This is a genomic window from Metabacillus litoralis (genome assembly GCF_003667825.1).
Classification (GTDB): Bacteria; Bacillota; Bacilli; order Bacillales; family Bacillaceae; genus Metabacillus; species Metabacillus litoralis_B.
This window is the reverse complement of record NZ_CP033043.1, coordinates 1,001,661-1,015,737: the sequence shown is the minus strand read 5'-3', so window position 1 is coordinate 1,015,737 and position 14,077 is coordinate 1,001,661. Positions and strand designations below refer to the sequence as shown.

The window sequence follows — 14,077 nt, the reverse complement described above, 5'->3', positions numbered from 1 at the left end:
CGATATAACTGGTAGTTATACACCTAATTTTAGGTGTTCTAGCTGCCTATTTTTATGGATTTGACTAACAAGAGGTGATGAAGAATGATGTTAGAAGGTTGGTTTCTTTGGTTCATATTATTTTGGGTTGTATTTTTAGTTTCAATGTTAGCCATTGGTGGTTTTTTTATGTTTCGAAAATTTCTACAAAGACTTCCTAAAGAAGATGGTAAATCAGATCTTGATTGGCAGGATTACTATTTAGAAAAAACCCGACATTTATGGAATGAAGAAGAAAAAATTCTATTAGAAGAGTTAGTAGAACCCGTCCCAGAACTATTCCGGGATGTAGCCCGGGCAAAAATAGCAGGAAGGATTGGTCAACTAGCTTTAAAAGAAAACGCAAAAAAGATTAACTTAGATTTAATTATTCGTGGATATATATTAGCTACTCCTAAACGTGATCATAAGTTTCTTATGAAAAGATTGAAAGAAAAACAAATTGATTATTCCCCTTATAAAGCTTTGTTTTAAAACAAAAACCCGAAATCATTCGATTTTCGGGTTTTTCGTTGTGCTTTATGCAAGGTTATGTACGAATATTTGTTGAAGCGCTATGTTGTTTATGAATCTTTTGAAAAGAACGGTACATTGCGATTCTCCAAGGAACAATCATTCCAAAAGCTAGAATCCAAAACATACCACTTAACTCTCCAACATCGATAGAATTACTTAGAAATGACTTCATAATAATTCGAATAATGAGTAAACCAATTAAAATAAAGGCAAATGCCTTCGATCGTTTTAAGTAAATTTCATTATCCCTAATTTCAAAATTAGAAGTCTTAATTAAAAAAATCGAAAAAAACATTCCCACAAAAAGAGCTTCAAAGAATTCAGCTGCTGTTACCCTAAACATAGGATGAAGAAACATTAAAGCACCAGTGCTCATAAAAAGTGGAGGTAATATAATTTTTTTAGCTGTAGCCGGCTTTTTAGCTGACCTCATTCGAATAAATAAAACAATTACTGCCATGACAACAGCAATAATAGAAGAAGCAATAGTTATCAAAAATATCAATCCTTTACTAGACAGCTGCTAGTTTTAGTATATACGAAATTCATCTATATACATAGATGATCTTTCACTTTTCACTCTATTTAATATAGATCTAAGAAGGTCTACTTTCCAAGGTTGAAAAATAAAAACCATTTAAGAATAACTTAAATGGTTTTTGTCTCATTATCCCAGTACCCTTCCGACTGCTTCAAGTACACGATTTTCATCAAAAGGTTTTACAATAAAGTCCTTTGCTCCTGCTTCTATTGCTTCAACGACCATTTTTTGCTGCCCCATCGCTGAACACATAATAATTTTAGCATCGGGATATTTTTCCTTAATCTCCTTAAGAGCTTGTATACCATTTTTTTCTGGCATTGTAATATCAAGGGTAACTAGATCAGGTTGTTCTTTTTCAAAAAGAGTTACTGCCTCTAATCCATTTTCCCCCTCACCTACAACCTCATGGTTAGCCTTTATAAGTATATTAGATAAAGTCATTCTCATAAACTTGGCATCATCAACAATTAATATTCTAGCCATGCCTAGTTCCTCCTCAAACATGATAAAGAAAGCTTGAAAACTTTCTTATTTGAAGGCGATTGACAGTTGACTTAATTGTGGCATATATTCCTATAGCCTACAATGCAATATCAGTCACACTACCTCCATTATATCAAATTTCACAACATAATATAGTTAAAATGACAATTTATTAAAATTCATCTAAGTATATTAAAAACCTGTAAAACCACCAAAAATCCGAGTTAAAAAGATAATGATAGAGGTCATGATATCAAAGAATAATAATATTCCCATTACAATCATGATATATCCGCCTATCTTCATAATTTTCACATTATGTTTTTTGATCCAGCCTAGTTTCCCAATAAAGAAAGAAAGAACTAAGAAAGGTACAGCAAACCCTAATATATAGGCAATCATATAAATCATAGCTGAACCAGGATTTGTTGCTCCGAGCCAAATAACAGTCGATAAAATAGGCCCTGTACATGGCGTCCAGCCAGCAGCAAAAGCCATTCCAATTAGGAATGTGCCAACAAATCCAGCTGGTCTATTCTTAATTTCAAAGCGGTGCTCTTTCATTAAAAATTCAGGTTTAAACACACCTACAATCATTAATCCAAACACTATAATTAAGATAGCCCCGATTTGACGGATAAAATCTTGATAATTTTGAAAAAACTCGCCAATAAAAGATGTTCCAAATCCAAGCGCAATAAATATTGAAGAAAAACCTAATAAGAAAAAAATTGTATGTAATAAACTTCTCTTTTGTAACAATGCATTTTCTGTTTTTAACTCTCCTACCGAAACACCTGTAATATAAGATAAAAAAGCTGGGTAAAGCGGCAGACAACATGGTGAAATAAAGGACAGGAATCCTGCTCCAAATGCTAAAAATATATTTACATCAGCCATACTATTCCTCCTAAAGAGAACGTCTTCTCTATTCTAGCAAATGTTTCTTTCTAATATATGTATCAATCTGTGACATTTTTATGTCAATTGTATAACATCTGCCAATTTTTTCTTTTCATACCACCTATTAACCCTTTATAATATACTCATTGTTATTTTCTATGACAAGAAAAAAATGATATACTTAAAGTATTCCAATTTTTTGACAGAAAGGACAAGTTCTCGTGTCTAAACAAGAAATGCTACAACTGATTGAAAAGAAACGAGCTGAGCTTATTGACATTGTCCTAAAGTACGGGCTTAATTCAACCATATCTATAAAATATAGCCAGGAGCTAGATATCTTATTAACTCAATACATTAAAGAGGATTTGCCACGTAAAAATCAGGTTTATTCCTAAGAAATGATGAAGCACGCTACCAGGCGTGCTTTAGCTTTATATAGAGAATACTAATTTACATTTTATAAACAACATAAAAACCACTCTTCTATTTTGTTTATCAAGAAAAGTGGTTTCTAGTATGTTCGATGTAAGATAAAAGGAGATAAGAGTATAATCTAATCGAAAAATTTTAATTAGATCTATTGTCCGACCATTTTTCCGATAAGAAAAACATACCATAAAATTATTCAATTTGTCCATATATAATGGCAGGTTCAAAATAAGCTGCCTTTCTTCTATAGGATTATTCCCCTTTTTTTACTTCAACAAATTTGTCCCTAAGATAATCATTGATTTTCATAAATAAATAAATTTATCTATTATATAGAAAAAAGCCGAGTGAGTGAAAAGTCTTTTATTTTTCCTTATTTGCTTTTCCAAGAATTATCTGTTATTCTATATAAGAATTATTTTTGTTCGGTATGTAAGGAAAGAAAAAGTTTTTTAAAACTTTCGCCTTTGATATCTAATTGAGCAACTATAGTAATAAATTGTGGATTGAATCCACACAGGAGGCAACAATTATGCAACAAGGTACAGTAAAATGGTTTAACGCAGAAAAAGGTTTCGGTTTCATCGAAGTTGAAGGTGGAGACGATGTATTCGTACATTTCTCAGCTATCCAAGGCGAAGGATTTAAATCTTTAGATGAAGGCCAAAAGGTTACTTTTGACACAGAACAAGGTCAACGTGGTCTTCAAGCTACTAACGTAAACAAAGCATAATGATTAAAGGACTCTATATTAGAGTCCTTTTTTATTTTCTCTATTTTTTTAGACAATAAAAAACCCCCACTCTAAAATGAATGGGGGGAGGCAAACATACTAAAAGGTATTTCAATGGTTAACTAAGGATAGCATACAATTTGAATAATACCTAATAAAATTAAAAAAAGTTTAGAAGTAGATATTTAAATCCGAAGATCCGCCCACCTCAAACTAATTTAAGTAAAGAATAAATTATGTAATGTGGAGCTTATTACAACCACTCCACAAATGATGGAATACGTAATTTACCTTGCTTAGTTAGGTTACGATATTTGATGCGGCACTCAATAGGTTCAATAATCTTAAATTTATCATTTCCTGAGTTTGTTATATACATAGAATACAACTCTTTACGTGCTTCAGGTGGCATAAATTCCATTATTCCAGCAGGTCTCCTATCTAGGAATGATAACAGCACCCAAACTCACCTTTACGTATACCTGTAATGTAGACATCATCATATTGAAAGTTTATTACTTTGAGCCAATTGTATGAACGTTTGTTAACTTCATAGGGACTATCAGAACGCTTCATAACAATTCCTTCAAGGTGATTTTGTTTAACAAGGTCAAAGTAAGCATTAGCGTTACCTGGAAGCCACTGTACTACATGGATATGAGAATGAGTAGGAATTACTTTTTGCAGCAGTTCTTTACGTTCTAATAATGGAAGGTGAGCGGCTTTTTAATCATTATATTGAATGATGTCAAACACATTATATAATATTTCATACGGCGCTTTCCTGGATCTAAAACGTTCCATTGTGGCCTGAAAGTCAGGTTTACCCTGTTCATCAGAAACGACTATTTCACCTTCTATAACAGTACCATTAGGTAAATCTATATTGATTAATTCAGGATAAATCGCTGTGACTTCATTATTTATCAAGGCCTATATTATATAAATACTTAAAAATAAAGAGAAGACAAATTAGTCATGTATAATATGTGCTCCTCTTTTATTACATAAAAGCGCCCGTTTGTGGAGAATCAATTATTTATTTTTTTCTCGTAACCTTTTCCCACAACTGTCTCTTTATTCAAATCCACATAGACAATAAGTTTGCCTAAAGAATCAGTTTCAGTACCATTAAATATTACTGCATATAGCCTCTTACCGATAAGATTATTGCCAAGCTGTTCACTTAATTCATCATTTACAGTCACTTTTTTTACTGATGAATCTTTTGGAGACACAGGAATTTTATCTTGTTCCTCTTTTGTTAGGCTATTAAAGGCAACCATCTCTATTGGTAATTTATCCCCTTTAAAAAAATTACACCCACTAATAAACATAGATATGCAGGCTAAAAGAGAAATCAAAATATGTTTTTTCAAAATCTCACTCCTATAAAGTACTCTGTTAATAGTTCTTCTTCGATATGTAAAAGCTATCACTTTGTGCAACAATCGCGCTTTGATTGTTGAAAATCTTTAATTCAAGATATCCTTGCACTGCGACGTAAAAATCCATTTGATTTTTCGATATAAATTAAGTGTTATGTTATAATTTAACAATATTGTAAAGTTGGAGTGACTATATTGGTAAAAAATCTACCGTTACTATGGGCTATGTTTCTTGTAGGATTAAGCTTAAGGAGCATCGTTTCAAATACTAATCTATCTCCTATCTTCCATTGGTCGGTTGTTGTAATTTCAACAGTTCTGTTGGTTTGGAGTATGATTGCCTTTATATTAAATTTAGGTGTACAAAAATACGAAAAAGTACTTTCCGAAACGGATCAGTAATAACTGGGCCGTTTTTTGTTTCTACGCAATTTATGCGAATAGCGAATTACCCAATAATTTGCATACAGAAACAATACTGTTATTATATAACTAGATAGAGAGGAGAATCTTATGATTGATCAGTTATCAAAATATCTAAATGTACATAGTTCGCTAATTTCTTTTACTTTAATAGCTTTATTTACTGCACTTTGTTTTTGTTTGTTCAATTTCTCAGCTAGCATCGGTGAATCAGTTGGAAACTTCTTATATATAATTACTCATTAATACTTACTAAGTAATAAAGGGGCATAAGCCCTTTTTGTTTTGTCGGAATATACGTCAATACCACAACAAAAACGTCTTCTAATTATTAAACAAAGGCGCTTCGTTCGTTGAAGATTCCATAAACCCATTCTTATAAAACTTCTTCATTAAATTACACTTTAACTTTAATACATCAATTTTTTCATGTTTATCATCAGAAACAGTTTCAAGATAGGTCCATCCTCTAGTTATATAATAGTCAGATGCATCTTCTGTTCTTAAATAAATTTCATTAAACCCTAATTGTTGAACTATATCAATGGATTTAGAAACTAATTTTTGTCCAACACCTCTTCCACGATACTCTGGTTTTGTATATAGAGATGCAAGCCAAGGTTTATATATTTTTCTTATTTTTAAGTCGTTTTCAAAGATTGATACTGTGCCTAAACATTTTCCGTTCTCTAAAGCAATAAGTGTAATAGGAAGTGTATTGTAGTTTGTGTTAGAAAAGTATTTAACAACATCTTCAAATTTCATACCACTACCCGTTTTCAATACAAATTCATTAAAAATCATTTCAGAAACTTCTATTACCTTATCAGGATGTTTTGATAAAAAATCAATATTCATTTTAATCACCCATTATATCAAGATGTTTATTTTTTTATAAAATGCCCCGTAACTTTAAGTCTTTCAAAACCTGCAACATTAATCAAACACAAAAAGCTAAACACTGTGTTAGACGTCTAACCTGACAAGATCATAAAGACATGATACCTAGTTTCACTTTTTCCTACCAATGTAAAGTAAGTGAGATGAAATACCTAGAATATGAGGGTCTTTTGCTTTTTCTGTTATTAATTCAATAAACTTCTTAACTTCTTGTTCACCTTTATCTCTCCAGTAATTCCAACTATCATTGTTTAATATTGCTCCTACATTTGAACCTATTAACTCTAGTGTTTCAAAACCTTGTGCTTCCATAAAAGGGTTGATTTCTTCAATATTAAAGTAATATGCACCTGTAAAGCGTCCCTTATCTGAGTGATTAAAGCACCCTGATTGAGAAAATTGAAGAATATTATCAACATTATTGTTTGGTTTCCAATTCTCAGGAGATAAGAGCGATGTAAGTATATGTCTAACCCTAGGCATAAAGGCAACAAAAACAATTCCATTCTTTTTTGTCACTCTTTTTAATTCTTTTACTGCCTTAACACGGTCATTTTCTGCCTGCAAATGATACATCGGACCAAGCATTAAAGCTGAGTCAAACTGTTCATCTTTTAACATGTTTAGTTCTCTAGCATCAGCAGCATAGAACTCTTTAAATTGTCCTTCCAAACCAATTTCTTTTGCCTTTACTTTTGCAATTTCGACTAACTTTGGAGTTAAATCTGTTAATGTTACATAATAGCCATCTTTGGCTAGTTCCATTGAGTATTTTCCTGGTCCTGCACCATTATCAAGTACATATCCTGATCTAGGTAAATATTTTTTAATATAGTGCCAATTTACTTGGAATTCAATTGGTTCACGTTCAAGCCTTCCCCACTCATCAAATTGATTGTAATAGTTAATTATTTCGCTCATCAATTTCACCTTTTCTATCTTTTACTTCTTTAATTCTATAAAAAAGCTAGGAACCCTTCTTGAGCTAAGCTACGCCGATAATTACGGGTCTCATTCCTTAAATGAATTACACCTTTGTCCTTAAAAAATATTGCACTAACAAAAATAACACTTATCTTTAGTTCAAGAAAGGCGCTTTTATTGCGGAAGATATTATTGAACTAAAGCCCCCGTTTAGTTGTGTATCTTTTTAATACTAGATAAATGTATGACCAGCATTCTCTAATACTGATTTTGCTTTTTCTATGGAATGCACTTTAATCAACAAGTAATCTGTATTAAAAGTAGAAATAGCAAAAATGCTTATATTGTTTTCCGCCAATGGGTTAGCTAAAGAAGATAATATTCCTGTTAAACTAAAATCTAATACACCCTCCACTTTGATACATTTCCAATCATGTTCCACGTCCTTTAGATTACTAACAGGAACAATGGATGTAGGACATACAATTGAGAGTTCTTCGTTTGTACGTGTAATTGAAAAGAATTCGCCTTTGCCTGCCCAAGATGGTATCTCTTCTGTTATTTGTAATTTCACAACAGAGAATAACGTTTCCAATATGACTAAATTCATATTTATCGCCTCCTAATTAAAACGGATACCTCGCTGCCTTTTCGCAACATCGCACCTGTTAGTTCAGTAAATAAAATTAAAACTAATTGTATCATTGTATAATTTTACATTTTTGTGTAAATTTATACAATAAGTATTAAATAGGAGAGGGAGAGGAAATCATAATGTCCTTAATTATCAGATGTGTAGAAAAAGATGATATGAACCAATTGACCGATTTAATGTATCAGTATATCGTTGATTTTTATAAACGACCTAAACCACCTATTAAAAACATACATAATTTAATTGACACTTTACTGGAAAAGAATAGAGGTATTCAATTCGTAGCTGAACAAGATGGTAAACTTCTCGGCTTTGCAACATTATATTTTAGTTTTAGTACAACGAAAGCTGATAAAATAACTGTAATGAATGATTTATTTGTAGTTGAGATCGCAAGAGGGACAGGGGTAGCCCAAGAACTGTTTAAACAATGCGAAAAATATACAAAAGAAAATGCGTATGCACATATGGGGTGGGTAACTGCAACTGATAATTACCGTGCACAAAGATTTTATGAAAAGATGGGTGGTTCTCTTGGAAGTTGAATGAACTATTCAATATAACCTAAAATGCCTTCTTGGCACGACCTCTATTATCGGAGGTCTTTATTTTTATAAATTTGTCATTTAATAAATTTATCTCTTTATCTCTTTTTATTCCAATACTCGCATACGTTAGCACGATAGGGACTGCCCCTGTTGAACAATCGCGCTTTCTTACATAAAAAAGACACGAATGTTATTACAGATTAGTTCTTTTATTGCTGATAATGGTTTTTTTGAATTATCTCCGCCATTAATTTAGTAGTTATTTTTGTCCATAACTTCCTTTTAGTTGTTTTGAATCTAAAGGAGGTACTCGGAATAATTGTTTTAAAAAATCATCAAAACTGTCTGTTATTTTCACAAATTCCCATGTGATTTCCTCTGTTGTATAATTCTCAAACACATAAAGAACAGGAGGGTTATCTATTTTATTTCGATAGTCGAATACAACCCAGAAATGACAATCAGTCCACAGTACAATAAACTCTTTTGGAAGATTTGTATCTGCTAATAACTCTTTAGACGATAATATACTCTCATCGTCCTCTTCAAAATGAATAGGTTCAATGCTAGGTAGTTCTTGCTTTTCAGTAAGATCAGGTAACATAAAATAAGGATAGTTTAGTTCACCACCATTTTGAATTTTCATTAAATTTATAAATGACTGAGGAAATTTAATTCCCAAGTATTCTTCTGCTTTTTTTATTACTTTATCGTTTATTAGATATTCTATGCGTTTATACTTACTATCCTCGTTCCAAAAATCTTCACCTTTATAAAATTCCCTTTCAATAATTTTTGACACCCCATTGTATTTTTCAGATTTTTCTTAGAATGCCCAAGAGCTTTTATTGCTGAAGGTGGGTTATGTATTAACGCCCCTGTTAGCTTAACAACTATTATTTTACCCACTATGGATTTCAAAGCAGAAATATCCAAATGGTACGTGGTCTGTGGTTAATTCCATTTCTATTTTTGCAACTTCCATATTATGGGGAGAAGTTCACTTAAACTCTCCTTATATTGTTCAAGAGCAATTTCAAATGACTCTACATCTTCTTTTTGACATAGAGGATATAATATTGAACCTAACCTAAAATCATTAAGTGTTCTTGATGTATCTGGAACATCAAGACAATCTATAATATGCTCCTCCTGAATTTTCTCGTCAAACCAATCTCTACATTCTATAAAAAACATATATTCTTCAAATTCGATTTGCATATCCAATAGTTCATTGATATAAAATGGTGTGATTCTTATATAATCGGTAGTTGAATTAGCACTAATAATTTCATCTAGTATACCCTTTAAAGCTGTAATCGTTGGGAAGTATCTATATTTTCCATTATAGTAAGAAGTGTTGTGGAAAACTATTTCATTAATCTTACCAACTTGTTTATTTAACATTTCACTTCACCTACTTTTCAATCCAATCATCTACATTTTATTTTATCACTTCTTCCACTAAACTGTCGGTCAGTTTAAGTTTAGCTCTTCACAATCTCAATTTCATTCTAATTGACCTTCTCCGATCTGGCACTAACTGAGAAAACGTCTTCCCCTGTTCCAGAAAGGCGCTTCGTTTGTGGAATAACATTTATCCATTTTCTCTGCAATTATAATAAGCAATTATTTTATTTAACTTAAAAAAATAACTAAAATTTCTCTATTAGGCATAGTGCTACAGCAGGTCATTTAATAATACAATTATCTAATTTCTTTTTCTTTAGCTAATTCTAATTGTTCTCTCAAATTAAATGGTAGGTTTTCATACATGTTCTCAATTAAATTGGAGACTTTTGCCTTAGCTTCAGATTCAGCTTTTTTTATTGCCTGTTTTACATCTTCTTTTGCCTGTTCAATAATTTCATTCTCTTTTTCTTTAGTCCATAAACCTTGTTTCTCAAGAAATAATCTAAATCTTTTTATAGGGTCTTTTTTGGCCCATTCATTATTGAGTTGATCTGTTCTATATATAGTTGGATCATCACTGATGTAGAATGCGGACCATAACGATAAGTTACGGTCTCTATTAATGTTGGCCCTTCTAGGTTAATTGCCCGTTCTCTGGCTTTCTTCGTAACTAAATAGGTAGCGAGTATATCCATTCCATCAACCCTTACACCTTTAATACCTGCTGCTACAGACTTGTGGGCAATCGATTTTGCTGCAGTTTGTTTCTCAAAAGGAGTAGATATTGCAAATTGATTATTTTGTACAACAAATACCGTTTGAGCATTGAAGACACCCGCAAAATTTATTCCCTCATAAAAGTCACCTTGAGACGACCCACCATCACCAGTGTACGTAATTGCAATGTTCTTTTTTCCCTTCTTTTTTAAACCTAATCCTACACCTGCAGCTTGAACAATTTGAGCACCAATAATTATTTGTGGAGGTGTAACATATACTCCTTCAGGCATTTGCCCACCTTTATAATGTCCTTTTGACCATAGAAATAGTTGAGATAATGGGACCCCTTGAAACAACATTTGTGGAAGATCTCTATAACCAGGTAATAACCAATCATCTTTTTCTAGAACAAACTGTGTTCCTATCATACTAGCTTCTTGCCCAGCAACTGGAGCATAAAAACCTAATCTTCCCTGTCTTGATAAAGACATACATCTTTGATCAACAGTTCTTACATATACCATTCTTTCCATAAGTAATTGTAACTTTTCATTATTTAGATCTATTAACACGTTCTCGTTGATAAGTTCCCCGTCTTCATTTAGAAGTTGTATTGTCTCAAATTCATGCATTTCTTCTATTGATCTAATCATTTCATCACGTCCCTTTTGGCATTTTAAAAAACGAAAAATTGAATCAAACTAGGTTAGAATATATATAACTAAAATTAGCACTTTCGTTATTTTTTATGTTATAATCACTGTAATAATTTGTCAACTGTTTTAATAACAGAATTACTGAGATAAATAATTCTCCATAAATTCACAGGTGAATACTTGTATAATATTAGTTCGTTATTATTCAATTTAGAGGTGAGAGTGGTGACCGTTGAAAAACAGTTATTATATTTATTATCCAAGAAGTCTGAGATGACAGGAAAAGCAGTAATTGAAATTTTTGAAGCAATGGATTATACTCCTCAGTCCATTAGAAATACTCTATCCAAATTAAAAAGACTACTTTATATTGATGTATTTGGTAGAGGAAATTATAAAATTACAGTAAGAGGCCTTGACGCTTATAATCTGTATTCTAAGAAAGAAAACTATTACACTAAACATTGGAATGGAAAATGGTATCTTGTAATATTGGAGATTCCAGAAATTCTTAGAAAGAAGAGGGATACTTTTAGGAAAGGTATATTAGATTTAGGATTTGGACAGCTATATAAAAGCGTTTATATTTACCCATGGAACATAACTAATAAGGTCCTAAATCTTATTGACTCTTTAGAAATAGAAGAATATGTAACAATACTTTCAAGTAGTGAAATCTTGTTAAATGGCGTAGAGTCCGAAGGGGGATCAGGTCCTAAAAAACCTAAAATATTATGGGATTTGGAGAAAATCAATAAAGACTATGAATTTACACACGTAAAAATTGAGAATCAATATAAACCATTAGTAAATTCTTTAACACATGATATAAATCCAGATGAATTACAAATTTTTATAATGCTTTTATCACTTAAGGATGTGAGAGATAATTTAATTACACGAGACCCAATGTTACCTGCAGAATTTTTACCTGGCTCTTGGCTTGGAACAAGCGTACTCTTTTCAATCGAAGACTTGATTCAATCTTTGGTGAAATTAATCCCTGAAAGTTCATATTATTACTCGTTTGTTAATGATATTTAACTAAATTTTTTCTTCCCCCATGTTATTAATTCTTTTTAACACTTTCTCTTTTACTAACCTGACCATTAGTCAAAGAGCGTTTCTGCTGCTATTGCAGAAACGCTCCCGTAGTTAAAGAGACATTTGAAAATGATGACAAGTAATATCTAATCCACCTTTAAGGTAAAATCTATGTGCATCGTGTCTATGTACACCAGAATCTAGATGAAATTGTTCACAATCATTTCCCTTTGCTTGGCTTATTAGCCAATCCCATAGGATTTTCGCATATCCTTTTCGACGGCTTGTTTCATCCGTAATTAAATCATCTACATAAAAATAATTTCCCCAAGCTAGAGATTCAGTAATCCTATATCCAGCGGCTGCTTTAACTTCATCGTTTTCAATGATTGCAACTAAATTAAAACCGTAATTTTCTTGCAATCGTCTAATTTTCCCTAAAAATTTTTCTTCTGTTAAATGCGGACGTAGTTGTTTGAAAGCACTAAAGGTAGCCATTATTTCTAAATCAGATTTCATTACTTTTAAAATTGGTTGCATTCATTTATCCCCTTAATATTTTATAAAATTCCCTTATATAATTCGTTCTTCTTATTCAACTATCCTGCTCCGTTTCTTTAGGAAGATCTCTGCACAATCTCTATCATATTTCAAAGTTGATCGTTCTTCTCCAATCTGGCCTTTAAGCTGAAATAAGCACCTTCCTTGTTCCAGAAAGGCGCTTTCTATTGCTGAAGATCTTAATTACAATACAAGAAAGTATTTAATTCTTAATTTTTAAGTTTTGAACCACACCAAGGATAAAAGTCGATGCTGATACTCGAAGCTCCACCATCATGTATTATTAAACCGTATTCATTATTCCGTTCATCAAAAATGATTATTTTGTCAGGACACTCAAACGGATTCTCATGTATTTCACACTCAAAATTTGCATGGTAATCCATTATCCTCACAACAATGTTTTTTCATTATTTCACTTCTCCTTACTTAGTTATAGCACTCTAATATTGAAATGAGCGCCTTACTTTGTTACAGAAAGACGCTCGATGCTCTAGATTGTTTTCCATTGTCTATTGTAAAGTGATATTGCAATTTCACTCCGAGAAAGTCCGTAACCTTAATGTTAGTTTATGACCGAAGTACAAAAAAAATCAAAAATCACTATTCTCCAAATCAATACCATAATCTTTTGGAATATAACCTTTCAATTTTACTGTACTATTAATTCTTTCATCTTTCGTAATAACTGTGTGCCCGACTTCTTCTATATTAATTAAGGTATTCAACTTCCCCCATTCAAGATTAGGGAACTCTGTTGGAATACTCCAATGTACAACAGGCCATAGTTCTTCAAAATGAATGTTTTCTCCTTGGATCATATAGGAACCTAAACCTACGCATGCAAACCATTCACAGTATCCAGATATTAATCTTAATTGTACTTTTTTAAGTACTTTAACTATGATCCAGTTATTACTTGCTAGAAATTCGATTTCGTGCTGTTTCACCTTATCTAATTCTTCATCATCAAGCATAGAGGTTGATAAAACAAAGAACAACGGAAAACAAAAACTTGTCCCTATAAAATTATATGTAAAATTTTCTTCATCTAATATCCTAACCCCAATATCTATAACTGTGAAATCTTTATTATCAAATTTAAATGAGTTAATTACACTTATATTACTATATTGAATAAAGACAGACAGTATCATCACTTCCATTTTCTTATTTTACTGTTTTAACAAATATG

Annotated in this window: 19 protein-coding genes and 2 pseudogenes; 6 read left to right on the top strand and 15 right to left on the bottom strand. The window is 31.7% G+C overall.

Annotation, left to right across the window (positions count from 1 at the left end):
* The first annotated feature begins 87 nt into the window (after positions 1-87).
* Positions 88-513: a DUF2621 family protein gene (locus tag D9842_RS04805; protein WP_121664941.1), complete on the top strand. Its 426-nt coding sequence runs from the start codon at positions 88-90 to the stop codon at positions 511-513.
* A gap of 55 nt (positions 514-568) precedes the next feature.
* Here D9842_RS04805 and D9842_RS04800 read toward each other — a convergent pair whose 3' ends face one another.
* The 3 genes from D9842_RS04800 to D9842_RS04790 all read right to left on the bottom strand — a co-directional run bounded on the left by D9842_RS04800 (position 569) and on the right by D9842_RS04790 (position 2,482).
* Positions 569-1,060, bottom strand: a complete 492-nt coding sequence (locus D9842_RS04800) for a CcdC family protein (RefSeq protein WP_373995092.1) — start codon at positions 1,058-1,060, stop codon at positions 569-571.
* 162 nt (positions 1,061-1,222) lie between these two features.
* Entirely contained in the window at positions 1,223-1,582 is a 360-nt protein-coding gene (locus tag D9842_RS04795; RefSeq protein WP_098799184.1) for a response regulator, read from the bottom strand.
* A gap of 192 nt (positions 1,583-1,774) precedes the next feature.
* A complete protein-coding gene (locus D9842_RS04790) occupies positions 1,775-2,482 on the bottom strand; it encodes a cytochrome c biogenesis protein CcdA (RefSeq protein WP_121661512.1) in 708 nt (235 codons plus the stop codon).
* A gap of 224 nt (positions 2,483-2,706) precedes the next feature.
* Here D9842_RS04790 and D9842_RS04785 point away from each other — a divergent pair, with 224 nt between their 5' ends.
* Together D9842_RS04785 and D9842_RS04780 are read left to right on the top strand one after the other, a co-directional pair.
* Positions 2,707-2,883, top strand: a complete 177-nt coding sequence (locus D9842_RS04785) for an aspartyl-phosphate phosphatase Spo0E family protein (RefSeq protein WP_121661511.1) — start codon at positions 2,707-2,709, stop codon at positions 2,881-2,883.
* A 566-nt stretch (positions 2,884-3,449) separates the two neighbouring features.
* Entirely contained in the window at positions 3,450-3,650 is a 201-nt protein-coding gene (locus D9842_RS04780; protein WP_026560151.1) for a cold-shock protein, read from the top strand.
* 253 nt (positions 3,651-3,903) lie between these two features.
* Here the strand turns inward: D9842_RS04780 and D9842_RS25635 are convergent, their stop codons facing one another.
* The 3 genes and pseudogenes from D9842_RS25635 to D9842_RS04770 form a co-directional block, all read right to left on the bottom strand.
* Positions 3,904-4,110: a hypothetical protein gene (locus tag D9842_RS25635; protein ID WP_162987294.1), complete on the bottom strand. Its 207-nt coding sequence runs from the start codon at positions 4,108-4,110 to the stop codon at positions 3,904-3,906.
* Positions 4,092-4,355: pseudogene (locus D9842_RS26605) on the bottom strand (ATP-dependent DNA ligase); the annotation flags it as partial. The gene D9842_RS25635 and the pseudogene D9842_RS26605, both read right to left, overlap by 19 nt.
* Before the next feature lie 326 nt (positions 4,356-4,681).
* Positions 4,682-5,029, bottom strand: coding sequence for a hypothetical protein (locus D9842_RS04770; RefSeq protein ID WP_121661509.1), 348 nt, complete (start codon positions 5,027-5,029; stop codon positions 4,682-4,684).
* A 204-nt stretch (positions 5,030-5,233) separates the two neighbouring features.
* On the opposite strand from D9842_RS04770, the gene D9842_RS04765 reads away from it, so the two are divergent.
* Positions 5,234-5,440: a hypothetical protein gene (locus D9842_RS04765; RefSeq protein ID WP_121661508.1), complete on the top strand. Its 207-nt coding sequence runs from the start codon at positions 5,234-5,236 to the stop codon at positions 5,438-5,440.
* Between the two features lie 345 nt (positions 5,441-5,785).
* Here the strand turns inward: D9842_RS04765 and D9842_RS04760 are convergent, their stop codons facing one another.
* The 3 genes from D9842_RS04760 to D9842_RS04750 form a co-directional block, all read right to left on the bottom strand.
* Positions 5,786-6,319 (bottom strand): GNAT family N-acetyltransferase, encoded by a 534-nt coding sequence (locus tag D9842_RS04760; protein ID WP_121661507.1) that lies wholly within the window; start codon positions 6,317-6,319, stop codon positions 5,786-5,788.
* A 153-nt stretch (positions 6,320-6,472) separates the two neighbouring features.
* Positions 6,473-7,282 carry a class I SAM-dependent methyltransferase gene (locus tag D9842_RS04755; RefSeq protein ID WP_121661506.1) on the bottom strand — a complete coding sequence of 270 codons (810 nt, stop codon included), beginning with the start codon at positions 7,280-7,282 and terminating at the stop codon, positions 6,473-6,475.
* Between the two features lie 235 nt (positions 7,283-7,517).
* A complete protein-coding gene (locus D9842_RS04750) occupies positions 7,518-7,895 on the bottom strand; it encodes an ACT domain-containing protein (protein WP_121661505.1) in 378 nt (125 codons plus the stop codon).
* A gap of 164 nt (positions 7,896-8,059) precedes the next feature.
* Here D9842_RS04750 and D9842_RS04745 point away from each other — a divergent pair, with 164 nt between their 5' ends.
* Positions 8,060-8,485 (top strand): GNAT family N-acetyltransferase, encoded by a 426-nt coding sequence (locus D9842_RS04745; RefSeq protein ID WP_121661504.1) that lies wholly within the window; start codon positions 8,060-8,062, stop codon positions 8,483-8,485.
* 262 nt (positions 8,486-8,747) lie between these two features.
* Here D9842_RS04745 and D9842_RS04740 read toward each other — a convergent pair whose 3' ends face one another.
* From D9842_RS04740 to pdhA, 3 genes and pseudogenes are all read right to left on the bottom strand, one after another.
* On the bottom strand, positions 8,748-9,218 hold the full coding sequence (locus tag D9842_RS04740; protein ID WP_373995116.1) for an SMI1/KNR4 family protein: 471 nt from the start codon (positions 9,216-9,218) through the stop codon (positions 8,748-8,750).
* Between the two features lie 236 nt (positions 9,219-9,454).
* Positions 9,455-9,895 carry a hypothetical protein gene (locus D9842_RS04735; RefSeq protein ID WP_121661503.1) on the bottom strand — a complete coding sequence of 147 codons (441 nt, stop codon included), beginning with the start codon at positions 9,893-9,895 and terminating at the stop codon, positions 9,455-9,457.
* Between the two features lie 300 nt (positions 9,896-10,195).
* Positions 10,196-11,274: pseudogene (gene pdhA / locus D9842_RS04730) on the bottom strand (pyruvate dehydrogenase (acetyl-transferring) E1 component subunit alpha).
* 228 nt (positions 11,275-11,502) lie between these two features.
* Here pdhA and D9842_RS04725 point away from each other — a divergent pair.
* Positions 11,503-12,321 carry a PaaX family transcriptional regulator C-terminal domain-containing protein gene (locus tag D9842_RS04725; RefSeq protein WP_121661502.1) on the top strand — a complete coding sequence of 273 codons (819 nt, stop codon included), beginning with the start codon at positions 11,503-11,505 and terminating at the stop codon, positions 12,319-12,321.
* A gap of 111 nt (positions 12,322-12,432) precedes the next feature.
* Here the strand turns inward: D9842_RS04725 and D9842_RS04720 are convergent, their stop codons facing one another.
* The 3 genes from D9842_RS04720 to D9842_RS04710 all read right to left on the bottom strand — a co-directional run bounded on the left by D9842_RS04720 (position 12,433) and on the right by D9842_RS04710 (position 14,042).
* Positions 12,433-12,861: a GNAT family N-acetyltransferase gene (locus tag D9842_RS04720; protein ID WP_121661501.1), complete on the bottom strand. Its 429-nt coding sequence runs from the start codon at positions 12,859-12,861 to the stop codon at positions 12,433-12,435.
* A 230-nt stretch (positions 12,862-13,091) separates the two neighbouring features.
* On the bottom strand, positions 13,092-13,268 hold the full coding sequence (locus tag D9842_RS26600) for a DUF6980 family protein (RefSeq protein ID WP_373995091.1): 177 nt from the start codon (positions 13,266-13,268) through the stop codon (positions 13,092-13,094).
* Positions 13,269-13,475: 207 nt separating this feature from the next.
* Complete coding sequence (locus tag D9842_RS04710) at positions 13,476-14,042, bottom strand: hypothetical protein (RefSeq protein WP_162987293.1); 567 nt, start codon at positions 14,040-14,042, stop codon at positions 13,476-13,478.
* Positions 14,043-14,077: the final 35 nt, after the last annotated feature.